Source organism: Dysgonomonas sp. Marseille-Q5470, from assembly GCF_951230145.1.
Classification (GTDB): domain Bacteria; phylum Bacteroidota; class Bacteroidia; order Bacteroidales; family Dysgonomonadaceae; genus Dysgonomonas.
The window spans coordinates 1-23,794 of sequence record NZ_CATNVE010000004.1 but is presented as its reverse complement, the minus strand read 5'-3'; the positions used below and the strand labels follow the sequence as shown (position 1 = coordinate 23,794).

Annotated in this window: 16 protein-coding genes and 1 rRNA gene; 1 reads left to right on the top strand and 16 read right to left on the bottom strand. The window is 37.3% G+C overall.

Annotated elements, in window-relative coordinates; translation table 11 throughout:
• Positions 1–118: 118 nt before the first annotated feature.
• From QOX35_RS08765 to QOX35_RS08695, 15 genes are all read right to left on the bottom strand, one after another.
• Entirely contained in the window at positions 119–1,528 is a 1,410-nt protein-coding gene (locus tag QOX35_RS08765) for a DUF5009 domain-containing protein (protein ID WP_283686598.1), read from the bottom strand.
• A gap of 9 nt (positions 1,529–1,537) precedes the next feature.
• On the bottom strand, positions 1,538–2,875 hold the full coding sequence (locus QOX35_RS08760) for an alpha amylase family protein (protein ID WP_283686596.1): 1,338 nt from the start codon (positions 2,873–2,875) through the stop codon (positions 1,538–1,540).
• 6 nt (positions 2,876–2,881) lie between these two features.
• On the bottom strand, positions 2,882–4,300 hold the full coding sequence (locus QOX35_RS08755; RefSeq protein ID WP_283686595.1) for a sialate O-acetylesterase: 1,419 nt from the start codon (positions 4,298–4,300) through the stop codon (positions 2,882–2,884).
• Between the two features lie 13 nt (positions 4,301–4,313).
• A complete protein-coding gene (locus tag QOX35_RS08750; protein WP_283686593.1) occupies positions 4,314–6,632 on the bottom strand; it encodes a beta-N-acetylhexosaminidase in 2,319 nt (772 codons plus the stop codon).
• Positions 6,633–6,650: 18 nt separating this feature from the next.
• Positions 6,651–7,589, bottom strand: coding sequence for a ligand-binding sensor domain-containing protein (locus QOX35_RS08745; protein ID WP_283686591.1), 939 nt, complete (start codon positions 7,587–7,589; stop codon positions 6,651–6,653).
• Complete coding sequence (locus QOX35_RS08740; RefSeq protein ID WP_349630711.1) at positions 7,586–7,939, bottom strand: DUF4434 domain-containing protein; 354 nt, start codon at positions 7,937–7,939, stop codon at positions 7,586–7,588. The genes QOX35_RS08745 and QOX35_RS08740 overlap by 4 nt, the downstream gene beginning before the upstream one ends.
• A 29-nt stretch (positions 7,940–7,968) precedes the next feature.
• Complete coding sequence (locus QOX35_RS08735; RefSeq protein WP_283686589.1) at positions 7,969–8,661, bottom strand: DUF4434 domain-containing protein; 693 nt, start codon at positions 8,659–8,661, stop codon at positions 7,969–7,971.
• A gap of 6 nt (positions 8,662–8,667) precedes the next feature.
• Positions 8,668–10,107, bottom strand: coding sequence for a calcineurin-like phosphoesterase C-terminal domain-containing protein (locus QOX35_RS08730; RefSeq protein WP_283686588.1), 1,440 nt, complete (start codon positions 10,105–10,107; stop codon positions 8,668–8,670).
• Positions 10,104–11,495: an alpha amylase family protein gene (locus tag QOX35_RS08725; protein WP_283686587.1), complete on the bottom strand. Its 1,392-nt coding sequence runs from the start codon at positions 11,493–11,495 to the stop codon at positions 10,104–10,106. The genes QOX35_RS08730 and QOX35_RS08725 overlap by 4 nt, the downstream gene beginning before the upstream one ends.
• Before the next feature lie 62 nt (positions 11,496–11,557).
• A complete protein-coding gene (locus QOX35_RS08720) occupies positions 11,558–13,261 on the bottom strand; it encodes a DUF5018 family protein (protein WP_283686586.1) in 1,704 nt (567 codons plus the stop codon).
• Between the two features lie 25 nt (positions 13,262–13,286).
• Positions 13,287–14,951 carry a RagB/SusD family nutrient uptake outer membrane protein gene (locus QOX35_RS08715; RefSeq protein WP_283686585.1) on the bottom strand — a complete coding sequence of 555 codons (1,665 nt, stop codon included), beginning with the start codon at positions 14,949–14,951 and terminating at the stop codon, positions 13,287–13,289.
• 20 nt (positions 14,952–14,971) lie between these two features.
• Positions 14,972–18,154, bottom strand: a complete 3,183-nt coding sequence (locus QOX35_RS08710; protein ID WP_283686584.1) for a SusC/RagA family TonB-linked outer membrane protein — start codon at positions 18,152–18,154, stop codon at positions 14,972–14,974.
• Between the two features lie 66 nt (positions 18,155–18,220).
• Positions 18,221–19,435, bottom strand: coding sequence for a n-acyl-d-glucosamine 2-epimerase (locus QOX35_RS08705; RefSeq protein WP_283686583.1), 1,215 nt, complete (start codon positions 19,433–19,435; stop codon positions 18,221–18,223).
• Between the two features lie 14 nt (positions 19,436–19,449).
• Positions 19,450–20,856, bottom strand: coding sequence for a sugar porter family MFS transporter (locus QOX35_RS08700; RefSeq protein WP_283686582.1), 1,407 nt, complete (start codon positions 20,854–20,856; stop codon positions 19,450–19,452).
• 16 nt (positions 20,857–20,872) lie between these two features.
• A complete protein-coding gene (locus QOX35_RS08695) occupies positions 20,873–21,958 on the bottom strand; it encodes a DUF4434 domain-containing protein (RefSeq protein WP_283686581.1) in 1,086 nt (361 codons plus the stop codon).
• A gap of 337 nt (positions 21,959–22,295) precedes the next feature.
• Between QOX35_RS08695 and QOX35_RS08690 the strand changes: the two genes are divergently transcribed.
• Complete coding sequence (locus tag QOX35_RS08690) at positions 22,296–23,498, top strand: ROK family transcriptional regulator (RefSeq protein WP_283686580.1); 1,203 nt, start codon at positions 22,296–22,298, stop codon at positions 23,496–23,498.
• Between the two features lie 173 nt (positions 23,499–23,671).
• Here QOX35_RS08690 and rrf read toward each other — a convergent pair.
• Positions 23,672–23,782 (bottom strand): 5S ribosomal RNA (gene rrf / locus QOX35_RS08685).
• Positions 23,783–23,794: the final 12 nt, after the last annotated feature.

Here is a 23,794-nt window from a genome sequence, read left to right as displayed (position 1 = left end):
TCCTTTATTCTAAATATATGACGAATATACAAAGAAACATTGGTATTGTAAAAAATAAAGGATCTCATTGGCTTATGAGATCCTTTATATAAAGTTTAGATAATCAAAAGAAATTCAATCATGTTCTCCAAAACCATTTGATACGAGTAAAGAACATTGTTATAAACATAGCAATAGATGTAAGTATAACCCCTTGCAAAAAACCAAGCCAAGGGCTAGTTGAAAATACAGAAAATAAAGGCATTATACCTAACAAGTTTAACACAGGACCTGTAAATAGACCTGTAGCCACATAGGCTATCATCGGATTTTGTCCTATCATTACCAAGAATGACGTACTACGATAGCATTTATAATAATCACAGATAATGCTAAAGATCATCAATGCCATAAAAGCCAACCCACTACTTACAAAATAGTAGCTGAATGTAGTTGGATCCTTCTTTATCCCTCCTTCGTATGCTTCAAAGAATAATCCCAGTATTATCATAAAGCCTCCCGCTATAAAAAGATTCTTCCATAAACGAATGAATCCAGAATCTTTTTTTCTAAGAACGAAATACCCGGCAAACAGTAACAAGCTGTTAATAACAATATTCATTGCTAACCAACGGTTATACAAACAGCACAGGTTTACCAGAATATGAGCGAGTCCAATAACCAATAATAAATAGGATGTAGCTTTGTCTTTTATGCAATTAACGTTTCCATCCTGTTTTCTCGTTTGTATATTCTCAAGCAGATATTCTCCGGCTATGCTCCCCGGAATAATGATAAATAGATATTTTAGATATTCAAACTTAAAAAGCCAAGCAGCCGGCGTGAAAGTCCAAATAGCATGATTTATACTACCTTCCACCCCGGAACCAAGCTGTATTGCCATAATGAAGAACAGAACTGCTATTCGTACAGTCTTATTATACATCGTGAAAACATATATCAAAGTTCCAAACCCAGCCATATGTGCCATGATAAGGATTATGATATCAGCAAAGTGAGGATCAAATACCCTATCCCCTGCATAATGAACTGTATACATCAATACAAAGGCAATAACAAATGCTACAATTTTTACAGTCGAGTGAGCCCATTTGGGCATCTGGATAGGGATTCGCATAAACATAGGAAAAAGTAATGCAAAAGCAAGCAATGCTAGCCCCCATGCTCGGGAATCCTGAGGACTACTTAAAGCCCACGGACTAAGATGGTAAATAAAAATAGCGAAAAATGCTAACTGGAAATATCGTTTAAAACCTTCGAGTATAGCTTTCTTTTTTGTTTCTCCTTTCTCTATTTTTCTCTTTATGGAGAAGGGAAAAGCAGCTCCCATAGCAAACAAAAAAAACGGAAAAACTAAATCAACCCAAGTTAACCCGGGTACTGTAGGATTAAAAGCATGATCCGGAGGTGGTGTCTGAGCATGGTACATCCATCCGGGTAAAATATGAAAACTAATAGTAGCAGAGAGCACCATAGTAAGTATAGCATACCCTCGTAATGCATCCAAAGCAAAGGATCTATTATTCATATACGTATATTACTTAATCATGTTCCCGTTTCTCATCCCTTCTTCCACTTCTTTCCACATATTTTTTTGAATAATATGAACGATATCAAAAATCATCACTCCATCCGATTCTTTCAAGTTCATTTCTATAGAGCGAGCAAGTCCGGCAGGATTACTATAAAATTGATCTGCTAAGATTCCTCCACTAAATTTATTTTTACCCAAGATCACGCGTAAGTTTCGGTTCGATCCCTCTACACAGTACCATTCACCACTATGTACACGACTATCTGTCTCGTTTTTGATCTGAGGGTTATTTGCTTTTATTTCGTCAATAGTAATGCTCGTATAATAATTCCCTGTAGTGTATAAATCAAGTAACTCTGCGTAGCCATAATTCTTATACTCAGGCGTAGCCCAATCATAATCGGCAGAAGAGTCATAGGTATTGCTTGCAAAATTAACACCAACTTCATAATATGACGGATACCATGCTCCGGTATATGTTCCGAACGAAACATTCTTATTTGCCAGCTTCACCTCTTCTCTAGCCAACTTCATGAAATCATAGATATTCTTTGTTCTCCACTCGATCCATTTTTTAAAATGCTTGCCATCGATACGGTTATACTCGCCGTTTGAACCTTTTGCCCATTCAAAGATATCCTGAGGAAACCTAACTACTTTTTCTCCTATATATTTTTCAAACTCTTCTTTTGATGCTTGAGAGAAATCAGCATTGATACCATCGTAGCGCACACGATCGAGAATAAGACCATCAATTGTAGGATACATTGTGACTACCTCTTTAAGAACATCAAGGATATGGCGCTGAAATTCTTTATTTATAGGGTTTACCATAGCTGCATATTTGTCCTTCCCTTTATCTTGAGTTATAGATATTATTCCTTGGGTAGGAGTATAAACAGTAGATGCCCATTCAGAATGCCCATCATACACCTGTCCGCGAGAAACATAATTATTCCCGGCCGAAAAAACATTCAACGAAGCATGCACCTCCAACCCTAGCGAATGCGCCTTTTCTATAAAATATTTTAGAAAATCAAAATCAGCACTTTTCACACCATTCCATTCTTTCATTTTAGGTGCTATTTTACTATCGTAAAGTACTTCTCCTGATATGGGACGAATATCAACCACAGCGTGTGTAAAACCTAGATCTTTAATCTTTTTCAGATAGAAATTTATAGAGTCTTTATTATTAAGTCGTGGTAAATTGGCTGTACCATCAAACCACATCAAAGCTTGTTTCTTCTGCGGTTTGCTTTGTTTTTCTTCTTTTTTGATATTACATGAAATTGTAGCGAATCCTGTAATTAAAAGCAGTATTAAATATAATTTTCTCATAATATATTACTTGTTGATTAATATTCTGAATGGAGCAGCAGGTAATCCTGCATTATTTTTTAAGGTTCCAAGTTTATAATTTCGAAAACAATAGCGAACCTCAACAGGATTCTGTACTCTATCGCTCCAAACTTTAACCATATTTGTTGCAGGTATAATCTCAGCACATGCTTCAATAAAATGACCATCCGTTCCAGCAAGTTCAAATCCTACGATATTTTCCTGTTCGGGATTAAGTCCATCATCCCCAAAGTCGAAAGTCAGTTTAATGGAAGAACCTTCCTTTTCATAACTTTTATATATAGGGCCACTGTATGTAAATCCTTTTTTATTATACGTTTTTGCTAAAGCCCAGTAAGCTAAACGCTCTCCCACTTCTATCTTATATGGCGGATGGATAAATTTCTCTGCACCCAAATCGGCTGTAATCACCATACCTGTATTCGGGATTTGGCTCAGCAACTCGAGTTGTGCTTGGCGAAAGATAGCCCAATCCAGTTCGTCCTTATTCGCCGACTGCCATGGTGCAATCTGAACATAGTAAACAGGTAAGTCTTTATTATTGAAAAATCTCCTCCACTGGCTTACAAAGGCAGGGAATAGCCTCTTATAGAGCTCGGGGGCGCTACTGTTCGCCTCCCCTTGATACCAAAGGATTCCTTTAACAGCGAATCCTCTGAAGGGATGAACCATTGCATTAAAAAGTAAAGTAGGAGTACCATTCGGATAGCCGAAATCGTTTTCCTTCAGAACAGAAAGATCAACCCCCTCAATATGTGACAGAGTCTCTCCATCAATCCACGATTCAATTTTAGATGCGCTCCACGAGCAGTTTATCAATCCTACAGGTACATTTAGCTCTTCTTCTATTTTATTTCCAAAAAAATATGCAGCTGCGCTAAAGTTGCCCACATTCTGAGAGGAATGCAACATCCATTCTCCTCCTACATCATCCTTTAGCTCCTTACTCCATTCATTCTTTACGGAGAACAGTCTCATCTGACGAGACTCTTTTGCCTTTACGATATAAGGATGAGATCCAAAAACAGGCTGTCCCTTATATCCCTTTACGGGCATTTCCATATTGGACTGCCCTGAACAAAACCATAATTCACCTATTAGAATATCATTTATTACATAAGGCTCTCCATCTGAGAAAGTCATAGAATAAGGGCCTCCGGCCACAGGTGTAACAACAGTAAAACTGAATAGCCCTTGAGAGTCACTTCTTGTTATATATTTCTTTCGATTCCAAGAAGTAACGAGCGTTATCTGTTTGTTCGATTCACTCTTGCCATGTATTATATTCTCTGTCTGCTGTTGTAATACCATGTGATCACCAAAATACGAAGGCAACCAAACCTTTGATTGTACAGTTTGAAGTATACATATAAGGCAAGCTATTTGTATATAAATTTTACGCATGATTTCTGTATTCTTATTCAACAATGATTTCGTCGACAAAAAGGGCTGACATTTCTCCGGAATTTGGTTCTGTATTCGGAATTATTCCATACATGTCAATCTCCAATTTTATCTTTTTTACTTTTTTAGGTGTAAATGAAACAATCGCCTTTCCTTTTGCAGCTGCCATTTGTTGATGCCAAACAGCTCCTACAGGGAAGAATGTAGTCCCATCTTCAGACACTAAAAAGTTTATTGATTTTGGAGAGTAAACCAATACATTATTTTGATTAGCTGAACTAAATGTAATTTTACTTATCGATGTCAGTTTTTCAAATTCAATAGTGATACTACCATCAGCTCCTGCATAGCTAAACCAATCGGGTCGACTTACAGGTCGTCCACCCATAGTGCAGTCGGTGAGGTTCGCTGATCCGTTTTGTTCAAACCTTACTCCATCTGTATTTTCAAATACCACCTTTTGTCCACCTGCTTTGTTTGCAATAAAGCTACGTTCGTATGGGATATACATAACCTTATTATTTTTTACCGAAATGGCTTTTACCACCATCTCTTTTTCTCCTACCGGGATAGGCTCACTATAAATAGGGCTATTAAGTGTTGGGTCTGAACCATCAGTTGTATAATGAATGGATGTTTCAGGAGCAATGGTTGATAGTTTTAGTTTCAATCCACCGTCATTAATTGCAGTTCCCACAACACTATAAAATGCTCTGGAGTAGTTTATGCCCATTATATCGTAACGCTTCATAAGCTTAGGGAGGCGTATTGCAAAAGAATCAAAATCTTTATTTTTTTCCGAAGTCCATCCGACCTCTGCCAATGCAGCCACTCGAGGGAAAACCATCATTTCTCGGTGTTGAGCATCGGGCATATACTCAGTCCATGTATTTGCCTGAACACCGAGTATGTGTTTTATATCTTTCGTATCAAGTTCTTTTACATATGGGTTGAATGCGTATACTCGTTCGATAGGTAAATAACCTCCTATAGCCAACGGCTCTGTGAGTAGCGAGGACTGATAGAAATCAAAATACATTGCTTCGGACGGAGTCATTATCACATCATGTCCCTGCTTTGCAGCGGATATACCTCCTGCAATGCCTCTCCACGACATAACTGTAGCATCAGGAGCAATTCCTCCCTCGAGTATTTCATCCCAACCGATAATACGCTTACCTAATTTGTGAACTACTGTCTCCATTCTTTTCACAAAGTAAGATTGCAACTGGTGCTCATCTTCCAAGCCTTCATCTTTCATCCGTTGCTGACATGCGTGACATCTTTTCCAACGAACTTTAGGGCACTCGTCGCCACCTATATGTATGTAAGGTGATGGAAATAGTGCTGCAACTTCAGTCAGTACGTCTTCGAGGAAAGAAAAAGTCTCATCTTTAGTACAGAATACATCATTGAATACTCCCCATCTACCTTCAACGTCGAAAGGTCCTCCTGAACATGAAAGCTCGGGATAAGAAGCAACAGCTGCGGTAGCATGACCGGGCATTTCTATTTCGGGGATAATGGTTACAAAGCGCTTTCTGGCATAGTCGACCACGTCTTTTATTTCCTCCTGCGTATAGAAACCTCCCGTAGGAGTATTATCCCACACTCGTGGACAATCGTTATTATGCCCTTGTAATGTGCGATTACGATAAGCTCCTACAGTGGTCAGTTTAGGATATTTTTTAATCTCGATACGCCATGCCTGATCGTCGGTCAGATGCCAATGAAACGTATTTAATTTAAGCATTGCTATCTGGTCTATATATTTTTTCACTTCCTCCACAGATACAAAATGACGACATACATCCATATGCAATCCACGATAAACGAATGTAGGAGCATCATCAATCACGCAACATGGTATATTCCACTTTGTGCTAGTTGAAGGTGTTGTCTGCTCTAATTCCGGAGGAAGAAGCTGTCTGATAGATTGCAAAGCATAAAACAGCCCTATGGGAGTTTTAGCTTCAATTTCAATTTTGGATCGTGATACTAATAACTTATAGGCCTCATCCTTTTCCAAATTAGTATTTAGTTTACATATAATTATATTCTTTCCCGAATTTGTATTCGATTTTGGAAGGTCAAATCCAGCCGATCGCTTCAGATGCTCACGAAACAGATAAAAAGCCTCCTCGAACGAACTATCCATCGTATTTTGAAAATATAACTGAGTCTTGTCATTCAGAGTGAAGCTCCCTTTTTGAGGTACTAATTTAGCGGGAACCGGAATAATAGGATATTCATTACTCTGAGTTCGAACGATTACAGAAAAAAGAGAAAAAAAGGAAAATAAAAGAATAGTTTTTATTGTAATAAAATTCATTATCATTTAGTTATTTAATCAAAAAGAAAAAGATTTCAAATCTAATATCGCAAGCCCCAATTGTGTCCCTACATATAGTTTATCTGCATGTACTCCAATTGTCTGAATACGATTGTCTATCAAATTACTATTTTGGGTGGTAAATGAACGGAAACAATTTCCTTTAATAGCGGTAATACCTTTATTAGTACCAACCCATAGAATACCCTTCGAGTCAACAGCCAATGATAATATTGTGTTAGATAGAAGGGGAGAATTATCAGTGCCATATATCTTCCATTTACCATTATTATAGTTTGCCAACCCACAGGCTGTACCAATCCAGATACTTTTATCGGTATCTGTAGCCAATGCATATATATCATTTGAAGGCAGTGCACTGTTTTTGATATTATAAAGAGTCTCCTTTCTTCCATCAAATAAAGAAACGCCTTGCAATGAGCCAACCCAGATTCTACTTTGTTTATCTTCAGCAAAGCATGTTATGGTATTATCTCCTATTGTCGTATTATGAGTTGTGTAATTTTTGTATGCACTGCCATCTAGCAATACTAATCCTTTATTCCATGTACCAATCCATACTTGACCTTTGCTGTCAACGAAAATACTGTTTGCGGACATAGATATAGAAGCTTCATCGTTTTTTACCCAATCGTTGTTCTCTGGTGAAGACTGATAAACTCCACCACCCCAAACTCCTGCAAACTTAGTTCCGTCACGATCTACAAGTAAAGATTCTACATACACACCTTCAGGCGACTGTAAAGAGAATGAATCTGATTCTTGTTTGTAAACTCCGTAAGAAGTACCTAACCAAAGATTACCCACCCGATCGAAACAAATAGCCCTGATATCATTCTTAGACGAACTGCCTTTCTCTACTTGCTCTATCGTCCACTGCGCATGACTACATACACAAATCGAAATAAAGCATATATATGTAAATATTCTTTTCATACCAGTCCTCTCTGCTTGTTAAACCATCGCATATAATCCACGTAAAGCTTTTCAGCTCTTTTATGTCCGGCTCCGGCTATAGAATCCGGCTTACTCATGAGCCCAACATACTGATAGATTAATATATTTTCCACAAATGGTGAAATATCTTCCAACTGTGTTATAACACGATCGAATGAAGACGAAATAAGGGCACTATCATAAACATCTTTTTCGAATTCAAAGACTTCCAAATCGGCCCATAAACGTGAGCGTCCGGCTTTATTATGCATATAATAGAGTTCTTCAAAGTATTTTCCTGCTGTTCCCGCTTTTGTCTTTTTTACTCCTACCTCATCCTGATAGGCTATAATATCTACATCGAGTCTCTCGAGTTGTCTTACATAAAGTCATTATACCTGATAGATTTTGTTCCATACGGAGCTATCAATGTTCGGGCTTGAGGTGTCAGACGATGTGCTATTTCAGAACAACGATTCACATAGTTTACCGTAGTTTCGTCTATCGTATTAAAGATTCCTGTTTCATTCGGATAATACCATCCATAAAAACTTTTGTGATGAGAATATTTAGCAGCTATTTCCTCCATTCCTTTTTCCCTCAGGACAGCTATTTCTTTATTGGTCATCATATTGTTGACATCTCTAAAGTCTGACCAATAATCGTTGCTTATAAAGAATTTAAGGCCATATTCATCTGCGGCAGACAAAACAGCTTCGAGCGGATCAGCCGAAGTATAATCATATTGTGGTTGCAGTTTAGACGGATAAAATGTTTTTCCATTATCAGCCACCGACATCAGCACCATATATTGCATACCTGTTTCGCTGATATCCCTGACCAATGCTTTCCATTGCTCGTCTGTAAATTTGGCCAAGGTATTATTCCAATAAATACCTTCAGAGTCGAGATGGTGCTTAAACTCGAACCATGATCCCATTATTGGTTTTATATTGACATTACGCCCATATATTGAAGGCTGAGAGTTGTTTCTTTGTGCGAATACAGAATTATTCATAGCAAACAAAGCTGCACCTATACTCCCTAGCTTTACAAATCTACGCCTATCCATTTCACATTATTTTATTACATCTGTATATACTTGCCCGAAACGGTCTGTAACACGTACTTCTATTTTTGCTTTCGGGTTTTGAGGTTTAGCCCTAAACATATGCTCATTCTTGATTGGTAAAATCCAGTCATAAACAACTTTTTTCTTATCTGCACATAGAATTTCTGCATCAGGATCAAAGCCTGTATACTTCTGCAAACTACCCATCACTTTTCCATTCTCAAGCCATTCCACCTTCCATGTAGGATCATAATTCCAAACATTTACTATTATATCAAAAGGATATTCGGCGGAGGTTCCTACAGGATACCCTCTGAACTGATATTCTTTTTTATACCCTGAGCCTTTATAATACCACTTCACATCGTTGCCATCTACTTCATAAACAGCATATCCTTGAGGGGTACCATCAAGGCATATTTCGCCTCGCCACCATGTACCGCAAATTGCAGCTGTATTATGTTCTATAAGATTTGGGGAATGCTCTATATTCAGATTATAGTGCATATGACCTGATATTATATGAGCCTGATACGGTTTCATCATTTCAGATAAAGCCCCGAAATTAATGGTCTGATCAGCAATAAGATCATAATTATACTGAAATTGTGTTTGCTTATCCTTCAAGCGTCCCGGAATATGCATTATAAGAAAGACCAATGAACCTTTAGGTACATTCGCCAGATCTTGCTCAAGCCATGTAAAAGTTTTTTCATCGATATATCCCATATAAAAGTAATCACGCCCTATATAGAAGTTATTATTCACTATTATATAATGAGCGTTCCCTTTATTGAAAGAATAATGTGTAGGTCCGAAATAGTTGCTAAATGTATGATCTGACGTTTCGTGGCTACGTCCGTAATAATCCATATCATGATTGCCTATAGCTCTGAAAACAGGATATCCAATTTCTTTTATTGTATTAATATACTCCGGAAAAAGAAAAGGGGAGTCACCCACTATATCACCGCAATCGACGCCAAAAGTATCATGGCTGCTATAGTCGCGCATCAATTGTTTACAATCGTTTACAATACTCTTATACTTTTCTAAATCAGACAAAGCTGTTACTTGCACATCGGCATGAACAAAGAATGTATGCCGACTATCTTCTTTTGGATTTTTGATCAATTCAAAATTATAAACATCTTGATCCTGCTCTATTTTTTTATAAAATAAAGGAATAGTTCCCTTCTCAATATCTGTAACATATCCTGCAGGAATAGAAATGTAAACAAAACCATCTTTATTTACACTCTGGAAAGAGTATTCGCCACGTTCATTGGTATTTATACATATTGAGCCATCAGTAACAATTACATTAGCAAGCCCTTTTCCCTTGCAAGATACTTTTCCATGCAACAAACGACATTGAGCCTGTACTGTGCCTACACACAGTACCAAGCCCAATATCATTATGTATCTGTTGATGTATCGTATCATTTCTTCGATTTCTCCAAGCTAGCAAGATATAAGTCGATACCGGCTTTTACATCCGACCAGTAATTATACTTTTTCATGTGTATAATATCAAATAAGAAATATCCATTGCCATTGTTTATAGAAGCACCCACTGTTTGTTTCACTGCAGCTTTCACATCCGTACCGGCAGGTACAGTCCAGTTACCGACATCAGGACCTCCGGCATACTTTACATCACCCATTAACTTTTCACCGGCCAGTTTGCAGAAACCTTCGATCGTCCATTCAGTACTTCCGGTAATCTTGTCTGCACTAGCGTATGCTCCAAGCAATAAGAAGTCGAGATGATCTGCATAACCATATTCCATATATTTGGCTGTAGCCCATTTAGGATAATAAGCTGAGGTATTATATTTAGGACTAGCCCAGTTTACCCCTACTCCGTAATAATTTGAATACCAAGCTCCAACATACACTCCAAACTGAATATTATTATTTACGCCTTTAACTTTTTGACGAGCCTTTACTATAAAATCATGAATAACTTTTACCCTGAACTCCAGCCATCTTTTAAAATATGGAGGTAAGGCAGATGGCAATGCATTGTATTCCGACATATCGGGCTCCATTACATCCGCCGGAAAGTTTGTAACTTTTTCACCAATATATTCTTCAAATTTTTTATGGGTATACTCCGAGAAATCACTTGTCATTCCATCGAAACGGCAACGATCTAGAAAAATACCATCTACATCATATTTGGCAAGGTCTCCAAGAATAGACAAAATATATTCCTGCACATCTTCATTTACAGGATTCAAAAACTTAGTAGAGTATTTATCTTCTGAAACATCCATAACATTTTTCACCCCTGAACCTATGTTAACAGTTGTAGCCCAATCTCTTTTTGTCTCATCTCTAAACAATAAACCTTGTTCTCCCAATCCATATAGATAGCTATTACCTGCAACAAAAGTATTGATAGCAGCATGAACTTTCAGCCCCAGCTTGTGACCTGTGTCTATAAAAGCTTGCAGATAGTCCCATGTTGCAGTTCTTTCATAAAAAGCATAGCCACCACTTTCGGGCCAATAGTCGAGCTTCTTTACCTCTTGCACTGCAGAACTTTTAAATAAGACATCACCCATTGTAGGTCTGACATCAACTACAATATCTGTAAATCCTGTATTCTTAGCCAGAGTCAGGTCGCGTTCTATATTTTCTTTACTATTTGCATAGTCTGAAAAATTTGCAGCAGCATCGATCCAAATATAGCGAGGCTTAGCATCTCCGTCTGTTTCTCCTCCACCCCAATCCCAATCGGGGATTTTAGGATCATCATTGCTACATGAAACGAATACAGTAAGAGAAAAAATAAACCAGAAAAAATAAAAATATACTTTTTTCATATTCTTTTTATAAATACCGATACTCCAACTTAAATTAGAGTATCGGTGATAAATATTCAATATCAATTTTGATCTATACAATTGAAACTAGTAGCACCCAGCATTTTGGTGTTGTTATCCCAATAGTACAAGTGCATATAAAAGCCATTTGTAGAAGGAACCAGAATTACATCACCATTAGCCGAAATGCCATCTGATCCTGAATTGGAATCTAAATTTTTCTTGTAAACTAATGCCGGTGAATTGGTCACATCGCCGGTAAGTATGCTAAGACTAGTGACATCATACAAATAAACAGCGGCATTCATTCCCCATTGAGGGAAGTGAGACATTAGTCCCATAGTCAGATAGCGAGCATTATTAAATACCCTAACATCTAAACGGTTGAGATTATATCCCCAGCTAGAACCATCGCCATAAACTATTTTAGAACTTCCTGCATTAGTACTACCATCAACATGATAAAGAGTGTTTGCACTATAATAAGACAAGAAATATCCGTCTGATTTAGTGGTCGAAAGAGGAACTACACGCGTGTTGCTGGTTCCTCCACCCCATCCTCCAACATTAGAGAATGTTATAGTTTGAGGAGCACCTATTACTCCACCCGCAATATCCCAACGAACAACCTGACTAGATGAGGACACTCCACTTACTCCATCGCATGTGGCAAGTACGACTGCATTCCCGTCTATATTTCCTCTGACTACAACTCTCGATATAGGCAACCCTGATGTATTAGTCCATGAAAGGAATAGTGTAGGGGTTGCTGTTACTGAGTTTGTACGGTATATATTCAAAGCTTGTCCTGCTGCTGCTTCGTTTACAATTAGCAGGTTATTATTATCATCATTAGTAACACACCCTGTAGCTTTTGCCGATCCCATATTTATTTTACCAAGCAATACACCTGTCATTCTATTCAGATAAACCGGAGCCGTACCATCTCCTGCAGAAACTATTAGGTGATTTTTGATAGCTGCAAGAGTTGTATTGCCGGATCCCCATGTTAAGCCAACAGATACAGGATTTATTGCCCAAAGATCTGTTTGACTACCGTCTACAAATCCATAACTAATCTTATCCGGTACTTCCTTCTTCACTGTATAGGTTTTCTTAGTTACCCCATCGTGAGCAGTAACCGTAAATTCTTTAGCAGAATTGAAATCGAAGGTCTTGCCTTCTATAGAAGGACTAAATGTGGCATGTGGTGATACACTCATATCTACAGTCACGTTTGACAAATCGTCCGGAGATATCAATGTAATAACTCCTGTCTCATTATTTATAGAGCCTGTTACTTCTATATCGTTTGCTACATCAGATACTGCAAAATAAGTGATTTCACATTTTCTGAGTTTATATATAGATCCTTTAATATTTATTTGACGTTTACTTCCGTCGGGATAAGTCAATGTATAATAATTATCCTTCGTTAGGTCTACAATCCCTAGACCAGGAGAGAGAGTACAATTATTTCCTAATTCGGCACGTAGCCTCATGCGGGTAATGTCTGTTAATTCATCTGTATTTTCGGGATAATACCAAGGCACTTCTATCACATATTCCGAAACTGAAGGGTCTGTGATATTTAAGGTAAAAGTACCTGCATTGTCATTTCCTTCCATGTATTTACCTTCGGTGAAGGTTGCATTTAGACTTGTCAAAGCATTACGTTCTACGGTAGGTGTCAGTGTATCCGGATCTTGACAGCCAGCAAAGTATAGCGATAATAATGCTATAAATATATATAGATATACTCTCATAATCTGTGTTTTTTTAGTTATTAGGTTATTTCCATTCAGCATATTGTTCTACCTCCGAGTTTGAGTTCAGTTCGTCTACAGGTAAAGGTATTTGATACATTTTCTGAGGGAAGTGACGATCCTGCAAATCGCAATCAACATACGTATACACAAAAGTACCTGCATCATCTTTCTCTATTTTCAGTCCATGAACTCGCGTTCCTGTAAATGCAGTATGAGCCAACTTCCAACGTTTCATATCCCAGTAATATTGACCTTCATAAGCAAGCTCTACTTTTCTTTCCTGACGGATAGCATCAAACAATGAACTACCGGCCTTATCTGAGTATGGCAATCCAACGCGAGTACGTATACGACGTACCGCATTATTAGCCTCAGCTGTTTTGTTGAGATTATAAGAAGCTTCTGCATAATTAAGGATAACCTCGGCGTAACGAATAGCCACCCATGGAAGAGTAGATTGAGATTGTTCCGAGAAATCGTGTGTCTCATCAACCAGTTTTCTCAAATAATATCCGGTTGTTGTACGTCCCGCTGGAACAGCATCAACCTTCCATGCAGCCCATCCATCTTTTCCCCCTACATAAGGCTCTATTTTTCTGCCTTTCCACGAAGCGCCATTGTATAATACAGTTGCTTGAAATCGAGGTTCAAGATCAGCATAAGGCGGTGTTTGATCCGTTCCTGATGTAGTATGCCAAGCAGACCAATCCGGGAATCCTCCTGTTGCCAATTCAAATGATTCTACCATTTCCTGCGTAGGCGTTCCCATACCTCCGGATACGCTATTGTTTTCGTCTCCACCGGGAGCAAAATAATTATCAAAAGAATGTGATACGCCATTTTTGTCATAAGCATATACCAAAAGAGTTTCTTTTCCATTCAGGGCTTTTTCGTGATCGAAAGCATCAGCAAAATCATCAACTAGTCCATAAATATTTTGTTTTTCTAGAGCTTCATAAGCCTCCACAACAACATCCCACCTTTTAGCATATAACATCGATCTTGAAAGAAGCCCATAAGCAGCACCACTTGTTAACCGTGTATTATTAGATGTGTTTTTATTTGCTAACGGTAGATTCGCAGCTGCAAATCGAAGATCAGCTTCCACCATATCCCACCCTTCGCTCTCAGGGCTTAACGGTTTATCTTTCTTTATCTGAGTCAAATCTTCATTATACAGGATAACTTGTTTGTAGCGCTTTAACAAGTCTGTATACAACCATGCACGGAAAAATCTGATTTCTCCCTCCAACCTCTTAAACTCGCTATCTTCAATACCTGTACCCCATTTTCTCAAATCGGATAGCCCTTGATTGACAATACGTACATATTCATACATCTTGCCCCAATTTCCCAGATAAGCCGAAACGTAAGTTGGAGTCAATACTGTCCCTCCATAAGCCAATTCGTTTGGTACATACATGTGAGCATTGTATGTCATTGCTCCATATTTCAACATATCGGTAAATCCTTCTGTAATACCGGCAGTAGATTGTCCGGAGTCAAAGTTGCTCAGATAACTTATGTAATTATAGTAATTATTTATCGCCATTTCTGCATTTGGTACGCTACTCCATATCGTTTTATCCGAAACCGAATCGGTAGGAGTCATATCCAAATAATCGTCACACGCACAGAATGTCAATATTCCGCAAAAGAGTGCAATTTTTAATATTTTTGATTTCATAATTCTGGTATTTAAGGTATTTAAAACGAAACAGTAATCCCACCCATAAAGGTTTTCTGTTGTGGGTAATAACCATTATTAACTCCTGGAGATTCCGGATCTATTCCTTTTGGCAGCCCGCTGAGAGTAAATATATTTGAGCCTTCGGCAAATATACGAACCTTACTTAACCCTGCTTTCTTTACTATTTTATTAGGAATAGTATAGCCAAGCTGAGCCGATTTTAGACGGATATATTTTCCATCACGAAGCCAGAATGTAGAAGCTAATCCATTATCACCGCCATGTCCCGGAGAACCTAATGTAAGTCGAGGGAATGTTCCATTCGGATTATCAATATTATAAGCATTCTCGACAAGGTATAAAGGAGAGTTTGAACCTTCCTTAAATGTTTGAGTCCATATTGTATTATCGTCGTAACCATTATAGTATGTACCTGTCATTGAAACATCAAACATCGCCCCTCCTGTAAATTGAGCATTGAAATCGAATCCATTCCAGTCTCCACCTATGTTAACACCAAAGGTTAGTTCAGGGCGATTGGTACGACCAATAAATCCGCGATCCTGACTATCAATTTTACCATCACCATTCAAATCTTTATATTTGATATCACCTACATTCGGACGTGAGCTATACCAAGCAGAGTTGTCTATCTCTTCTTCTGAGCGATACAAACCTTCTGCGACCCATCCTGAAATAGATCCGTATTTACGTCCTGTAAGCTTTTGATGTTCGGGAGAATTTGCTTGCTCTGCTACCCGCAACCATCTACTTCTTGCAAAAGTAACATTAGGGGATATTCTGTAGCTAAACTTCTTATCGGCAAGGGTTATCGAATTTTGATGATACAACAAGATCTCAAAACCTTTGGTATCCATTTTGTTATAATTGGCATATGTCTGATAATATCCACCCATAGACGGGGAATAATTACCACCCATATATGTTAAGATATCGTAATTATATTTATAAAACAGATCAAATTCAACTCCGAATTTTCCTCCCCACATAGAAAGGTCAAACCCTGTATTATATGATAATGTTTTTTCCCATGTTAAATCAGGATTAGCTATTACACCCGGTTCTACAATATTATTTAGACTACCATTGAGTAACACCCCTGTGTTAGTCAAATTATAGAGATTTAAAAAAGCATATTCATTAATTGTAGCAGAACCTAATAACCCAACAGATGCACGAATCTTAAGATCATCGATGAAAGAAAAATCTTTCATAAAATCTTCTTGTGATATTCTCCATGCAACTGACCCCGAAGGGAAAAGTCCCCAACGTTTACCACTACCTGCAAATAAATATGAACCATCATACCGTCCTGTAACTTCAGCTAAATATTTGCTGGCATAATCATATCTTGCACGGAAAACATAACCTACATTTCGCGATGCAGAGCTCTTTCCTCTAGATGGAGAATCCTGTGTGCTACCAAAATTTATCTCTGGAAGTTCTGCGATAGACAACCCTTTTACATAAGCTGAAAAAGAGTTTGATTTATAGTCTCTCATTTCTCCCAAAGCCATCAAATCCACATTATGTTTTCCAAAAGAGTTTACATAATATATACCGGCTTGTCCTACCATGGTTTCGTATGTCGTTTGTCCTTCACCCAAACTTATCGTTGTATTAGATCTAGGATCTATTGTTTTGGCATATCCAAGTTTGCTATTAGAATCCGGTAAACTAATTGCTGATAAATAGTATGGTGTGTTCAAATTCTTATTGTGAGATGTTCCATAGTCATAAGCTCCTGTAGCTTTCACACTAAGACCTTTTATCGACGGAATTTTATATTCCAAGATGATATTTGTCTGTAAATCTGTAGATCTTGTCTTTTTAAAACCTGATTCATAGATTGCCGATAGCGGGCTATGTGGCAATCCTGTATTACGCAACGGAGTAGCTGTGTACAAACCATCGTATGTTATGGGTAAATAAGGATGCATTGCTATTGTTTGCCGTGCTATAGACAACCATCCTTTTTCTCCTGCCCAAGGATCATTGTCGCCACCTCCTGCTGAGAATCCCGGAGTTTGTCTTCTGCCTATATTGCCTGCAAGTCCGATAGATATAGAGAAATTATTAGAAACTTGAGCATCAATCTTTGTTCGTAGATTATATCTGCGATATTTAAAATTATCAATATTCCCTTTTTGACCCAAATAGCCAAAAGAGGTATAATATTTTGCATTTTCAGAACCTCCCTGTAATGTAACATTATGATTTTGGTTCGTTCCTGTACCAAATACCTCGTTTATATAATCTACATTATCCCATCCGTCTGTCGGATCGCCATTGGTCATAGCCGCAATATCCGCATTTGTAAAAATAGGAACATATTGTTTTCTATCTGTAATAGCTCCACTTGCCAATTTGTCCATTAAGTCCGCCATATTGTAATAATGAGCAAACTGAGGTCCATTCATAAACTTAGGGAAGTTTGCATTCAAAGAAGCTCCGACAGACCCGGTATAAGTAACTTCAGGCTTACCTTGCCTACCTCCTTTAGTAGATATAATAACAACCCCTCCTGCAGCATCGAGTCCATATACAGCAGCGGCTGCTCCATCCTTCAATACAGATACCGATTCTATATCATTCGGATTTATATCATTTATAGATCGAGGCATTCCATCTACAATATATACTACTCCATATTTTGACCCGCGTACTCTCAGTACAGCTTGGTCTAGTCCCGGCTCTCCTGTTTCTTGAACAGAAGATATTCCTGGCAAACGTCCACCTAGCAAGCTGGAAACATTTGTAGCGGGAGCTTTTATCAAATCATCTCCCTTTAGCGCCGAAACAGCACTAGTCATGCTCGATTTCTTTTGTATTCCGTAGCCTACAACAATAACTTCGTCTATCAGCTGAGAATCTTCCTCCAAAACGACATCTATTATCGACCTGTTATTTATCTTTTCTATATGTTGTTTAAAACCTATATATGAAAATTCAAGAGCTCCCTCTCCATTAGGTACCGTAATCGTGTACTTCCCATCAAGATCTGTAATTACTGTCGTTTTTGTTCCTCCAAGTTTAATACTTGCTCCCACCAAAGGTTCTTTGTTGGAATCAAATACCGTACCTGTCACCGTTTTTTGTGCTTGCAAACTTAGAAACAAGCATGATAGCAGAATTGAGAATAATACTCTCATCTTACATGTCTGAATACGTTTTTTCATTATGCATTTTTTAAGATAAGTTAACAATCATGTTTTCAAATTAATTAGTTTATATTAATTACTCTTTTAGCGTAAGACTTCACTTTTGCAACTAGAGCTCTCTGCTTGAGAGTTCTGATTTATTCCTTCAAGTGTTTTCCAACATTGGTACAAACCGCGAGGTACATGAAAGCATCCTTTCCATTTTCCGCCCTTTAGCGTAAGAGAAACTTCACTCCTGCGATTGAGATAACCAAACCATTCGGGATGTTCTTCATCTTTGAAATTAGCCCATGTATAATTATGTACCTTTTCAAACCACTCCAGACACTCTTTCGAGCCTGTTAGTTTATATCCTTTTAGCAAAGAAATCAGGGTTTCCAAATGTACCCACCACAATTTTTGATCCCATTCTAATTGTTGAGGAGGATACCCAAGCCTATCTACATAATAGAAAACTCCACCATATTTCTTGTCCCATCCATACTCTAACATTGTAAGGGTAGTCTTAACAGCCTTATCTATCAGCTGTTTATTATTCAATCTTACACCCAGATCCATTATAAACCACATAGCTTCTATTGCATGCCCTGGATTTACCAATCGTCCATCGAAAGTGTCGGACAGTTTTCCATCGAGTGTTACATTCTCAATTATGATACCGCCAAGCTCGGGCCGTAAGAAGACATCCATCACCTCATGAATACATGTATCTATCATGTCATTCAATGTTTCGGGTGGAAGAAGATGTTCTATTTCTAAAGCCAGATTACACAAGATCATCGGCAATGCAAAATTTTTCAGATTCCGTGTTCCCGGATAAGCTTTATTCCATTTTCCCTTCGGATTGTCCGATTTAGAAAGAATTATATCAAATGTCTTACTTGCTATTTGAGCATACTCTTCATTTCCTGTTGCTTTATAAAGCTGTCCGAAAGCCATGGTAGCAAACGTGTACGAAAAAATATTATATGGCTCTACCAAAGGTTCTCCTTGTCTGTTCAGTGAGAAATACCAATTATAATTGCCATCATGTCCATATTTTTTCAAGAACTCTCCTCCTTGTACTGCACAGTCAAGCCACTCTTGTTTCTTCTCTACTTTATTGTAAAGCATTGAGAACATCCACACTTCTCTGCCTTGCAACCATATGAATTTGTCAGTATCGAATATACTACCATCTCTTTCAAGACAAGTGAAGTAACCCCCATACTCTTTATCTATTGAATGTTCGATCCAAAAGGGTAAAACATTATCTAGCAATTCCATTTTGTATTGCTTCTCCAGTTCTAATAAGTTCATTGTATTATTGTATATTATGGTTGTTTTTTCCAGTACTTTTCTATTTCCTCAAGCGACTTTCCTGTAGTTTCAGGTACAAGTTTCCAAATAATATACATATAAGGAATACACATGACAGCAAAAAGGATAAAAGTTCCGGCTGAGGTAAGATTTTTTAATAACCAAGGTGTTAATTGCCCGATCAGATACGTTCCGAACCATAAAGAAAATCCGGCAATAGACATTGCAAGTCCACGCACTTTTATAGGATACATTTCTGATAATAACACCCATATGACAGCACTAATAGATATAGCGCAAAAGAAAACATAAGCAAGAAAACAGATCAGTAAGAATACGCTAGGTATCCCTAGTTCCGAGCCTTTCGTAAAATATCCCGCAATAAGAAGAAGCGATATAATCATACCCGAAACTCCGAAGTAAACGAGTTTCTTTCGCCCAACTTTGTCTATTATAAAAACTGCTAGAATAGTAGTCAATACATTTACTAACCCTACAATTACCTGATAAAAGAGTGAGTCATCACCAGACAGACCACTACTCTCGAATATCGAAGGCCCATAATACAGAACAGCATTAACTCCCATAAACTGACCAAGTATAGCTATCGCTGCACCTATCAATACAGCCTTCGTTATTCCCGGCTTTAGTAAATCGCGCCAATTAGCTTTATTTTCATTTCCTAATACACTTTTAGTCTCATTCAATTCATATTTGGCCATCTGATCAGATCCGTATATATTCTTCAATATTGCAAAAGACTTCTCTTCTCTTTTTTTCAAAATCAACCATCTTGGACTTTCAGGTATAAAGAAAATAATAACAAAAAATAACATGGATGGTATAGCCGCCATACCTAACATACTACGCCAAACCTGCTCGTGAAAAATGAGAGATAACCAAGGAGAATTAAGATCTTCTGCTCCTGCCTTAGAATAACTCAACAAAGCAAAATTAACGAGGTATGCACCTAAAAACCCAACTGTAACAGCCAATTGATAAAGAGACACCATACGTCCCCTATATTGGGCAACAGATATTTCAGATATATACAAAGGCGAAACAATAGATACAATACCTATTCCCACCCCACCTATCATACGAGCATACACCAAATGATCGAAATCAGAAGCTATGGCACACCAGACAGATGATACTGCAAATAATATTGCTGAAACAAGTAGAGTTCTTTTACGTCCAAACGTATCGCTAATTACTCCACCCATGGCTACTCCCGCAATAGATCCTATCAATGCACACCCCACATACCATCCTTGCATTATCTCATCTAATGAGAATTGTTTTGATATCTGGCTTATTGTTCCTGATATTACTGCTGCATCATATCCAAAAAGAAAACCACCTAAAGCCGCAGCAAGAGACAGAAAACTTACATATTTAAGATTTGCTTTCGAATTCATACTTTATATTCGGGGGTTATTTTATTTCAAAATATTCTTTATATCTGTCATATAGATGTCCGGCTTGCAAGTATGCAGATTGAGGGCTCATAAAGTGAGAGAACTCAAAAGTAATAGCCTTATCATAACCTGCACGACGAGCTGCTTCGAGCTTCATTCTCAATTTGTCAAATTTTATAGGCAAAAATTTTATAGGCATATCACGATCAAAAGTTTCAGCATTAGTCCAACACTTTAAGCCATACTTGTCTGCCATTTTTTTATTTACCTCAAAGAAGGCATCTAACTCATCGTAATCAATATGTCCATCCTGAAAAGCACAGGCATCCACAACACCTTTTATGCCATCGAAGATTTCACTCCATTCACGTTCGTGCTCCTGTACAGAAACTGAATCATTCTTAGACAATGTTCCCGATGCTGCCATTACAGCCTTTTTCCCATCAATCCATGGAGAAATAAAGGTAGGTAGACCTCCCGAAACATCTTTACACTGTTTGCCCATCGTATGAAAAGCATCTATCGCTCCTTTAGTCTTGCGGCTTATCTCGCCACTAACATACCAGCCTCCAAAACTCTTATACTTTTGTCCATATTTTTCCCATACTTCATCTATAACAAATCTATTATGATCGATCTCGGCACGTAAATCACCCGTATCCCAGTATTCTCCCGAATCGTATAGTCCAAAATAAAATTTCATATTATATTTGTCAGCAAGACGTAGATACATATCCAACAAATCGACAGAAGGCATGTAACATCCTTTTCGCAAAAGATATTGGGAAGGATATGTAATAAATTTCCTGTAACCGGAACGTATCATAATAACAGTATCGATACCAATACTTTTCATATATTGAAAATCTTTATCCCACTCTTTCTCACCCCAATTTTGATGAGGTATATCATGTGAGATCTCGTCTAAAAAGGTACCGGATATATGTAATCCTTGATTTTTAGGTACAATCAATCCTGATTCAGACAAAGAAGATTCTCTGACCGTCGTATTACCGTAACTGTTTATTGCAGGTACTACACTAGCAGCAATTCCAGCCAAAGCAGCATTCCTTAAAAATTCTCTACGACTTTTGTTTTTCATTGGAATATTTTGTGTTTTCTTAATACTAAAAAAATTTAACGAGAATGGTTTATTTAGAGTGTCCTGAGGACTTATTCGCTACAAATATATAAACTATTTTCAATAATAAGACTTATTTAATTATATTTTTTAGTTAATATTGAATATATAATCTGTTTTTTAAATATATCAACATCAGAAACACATAATAATATACGTGTAAATCAAATAAGACCCATTAAATAAAATATTTTAAAATAAAGCTATTATTTATTTTAATTATTAAACAATAAAAAGAATAATAGGTAAGATTTTATTATCTTTGTAAATAAGCATCTCTCTTTAATCATAAATTAAAATGGATACTAAATTGCTTCAAGAAATAGAGAAGGGTACAAAATCTGCCCTAATAAAAAAAAATATTATTAATTACTATATACAATCTGGAAGTTCTACGATTACAGAGCTTTCAAAAGTATTGGATTTAAGCATTCCTACTGTTACCAAACTAATAGCAGAAATGTGTGATGACGGTTACATTGAAGATAAAGGAAAATTAGAAACTAGTGGGGGACGTCACCCTAGCCTTTATGGATTAAATCCCGAATCAGGATTTTTTATTGGCGTAGATATTAAACATTTTAGAGTACATATCGGTATTATGAACTTCAAAGGAGATTTAATAGACGAAGAACTGATCCCTTACTCAATAGAAAACAGCCCTGAAAGCCTTGATCATCTATGCAAGATAATATTATCTTTTATCCATAAACAAGATATAAAGCAAGATAAAATATTAAATATTAATATTAATATTTCTGGGCGTGTAAATCCTGAATCAGGATACAGCTATAGCATTTTTTATTTTGAAGAGAGGCCTTTATCCGAAATTATAAGCTCTAAAATAGGTTACAGAGTTACGATTGATAATGACACTCGTTCTATGACTTATGGAGAATACTTAGCCGGATGTGTGAATAATGAAAAAAATATCATATTTGTAAATGTTAGCTGGGGTTTAGCTATAGGTATTATCATTGACGGTAAGATTTATAGCGGTAAATCTGGATTTTCGGGAGAATTTGGCCACATACAAGCTTTCGACAATGAGATCCTTTGCCATTGTGGAAAAAAAGGGTGCCTTGAAACAGAAGCTTCCGGAGCTGCCATATATAGACATCTAAAACAAGCTATTAAGGACGGTGCTTCATCTATACTGTCAAAAAAAATTCTTGAAGGAAAACATATTACTCTACAAGATATTATAGAAGCTACAAACAAAGAAGATATTCTTTGCATCGAATTAGTTGAAAGAACCGGACTTGAATTAGGAAAACATATCGCCGGATTAATTAATATATTCAATCCTGAGATGGTTATAATAGGGGGAACCGTATCTCTAACTGGTGACTACATTATGCAGCCAATAAAAACAGCTATTCGAAAATATTCATTAAATTTAGTAAACAAAGATTCTAAAATAGTATTATCTAATTTACGAGATCGAGGAGGAATGATAGGAGCATGCCTGCTTGCAAGAACACGTTTGTTTGAAATATAAGAACTTAATTATTTACTTGAGAATACAAAACAAAAAAGGAGAGCTATGATAGGCTCTCCTTCTCTTATGCTGTCTGAGATGTATTTGTATCTTTCTATTATACTTTGTATGCTTGGGATTGTATAAATAGCAAAAGTCCGTATACAATTAGATGTATACGGACTTTGCATTTAAAACGGCGGTAACCTACTCTCCCACTTTTACGCAGTACCATCGGCACGACCGGGCTTAACTTCTCTGTTCGGAATGGGAAGAGGTGGAGCCCCGGTGTTATAACCACCTGAATATCGTTACGG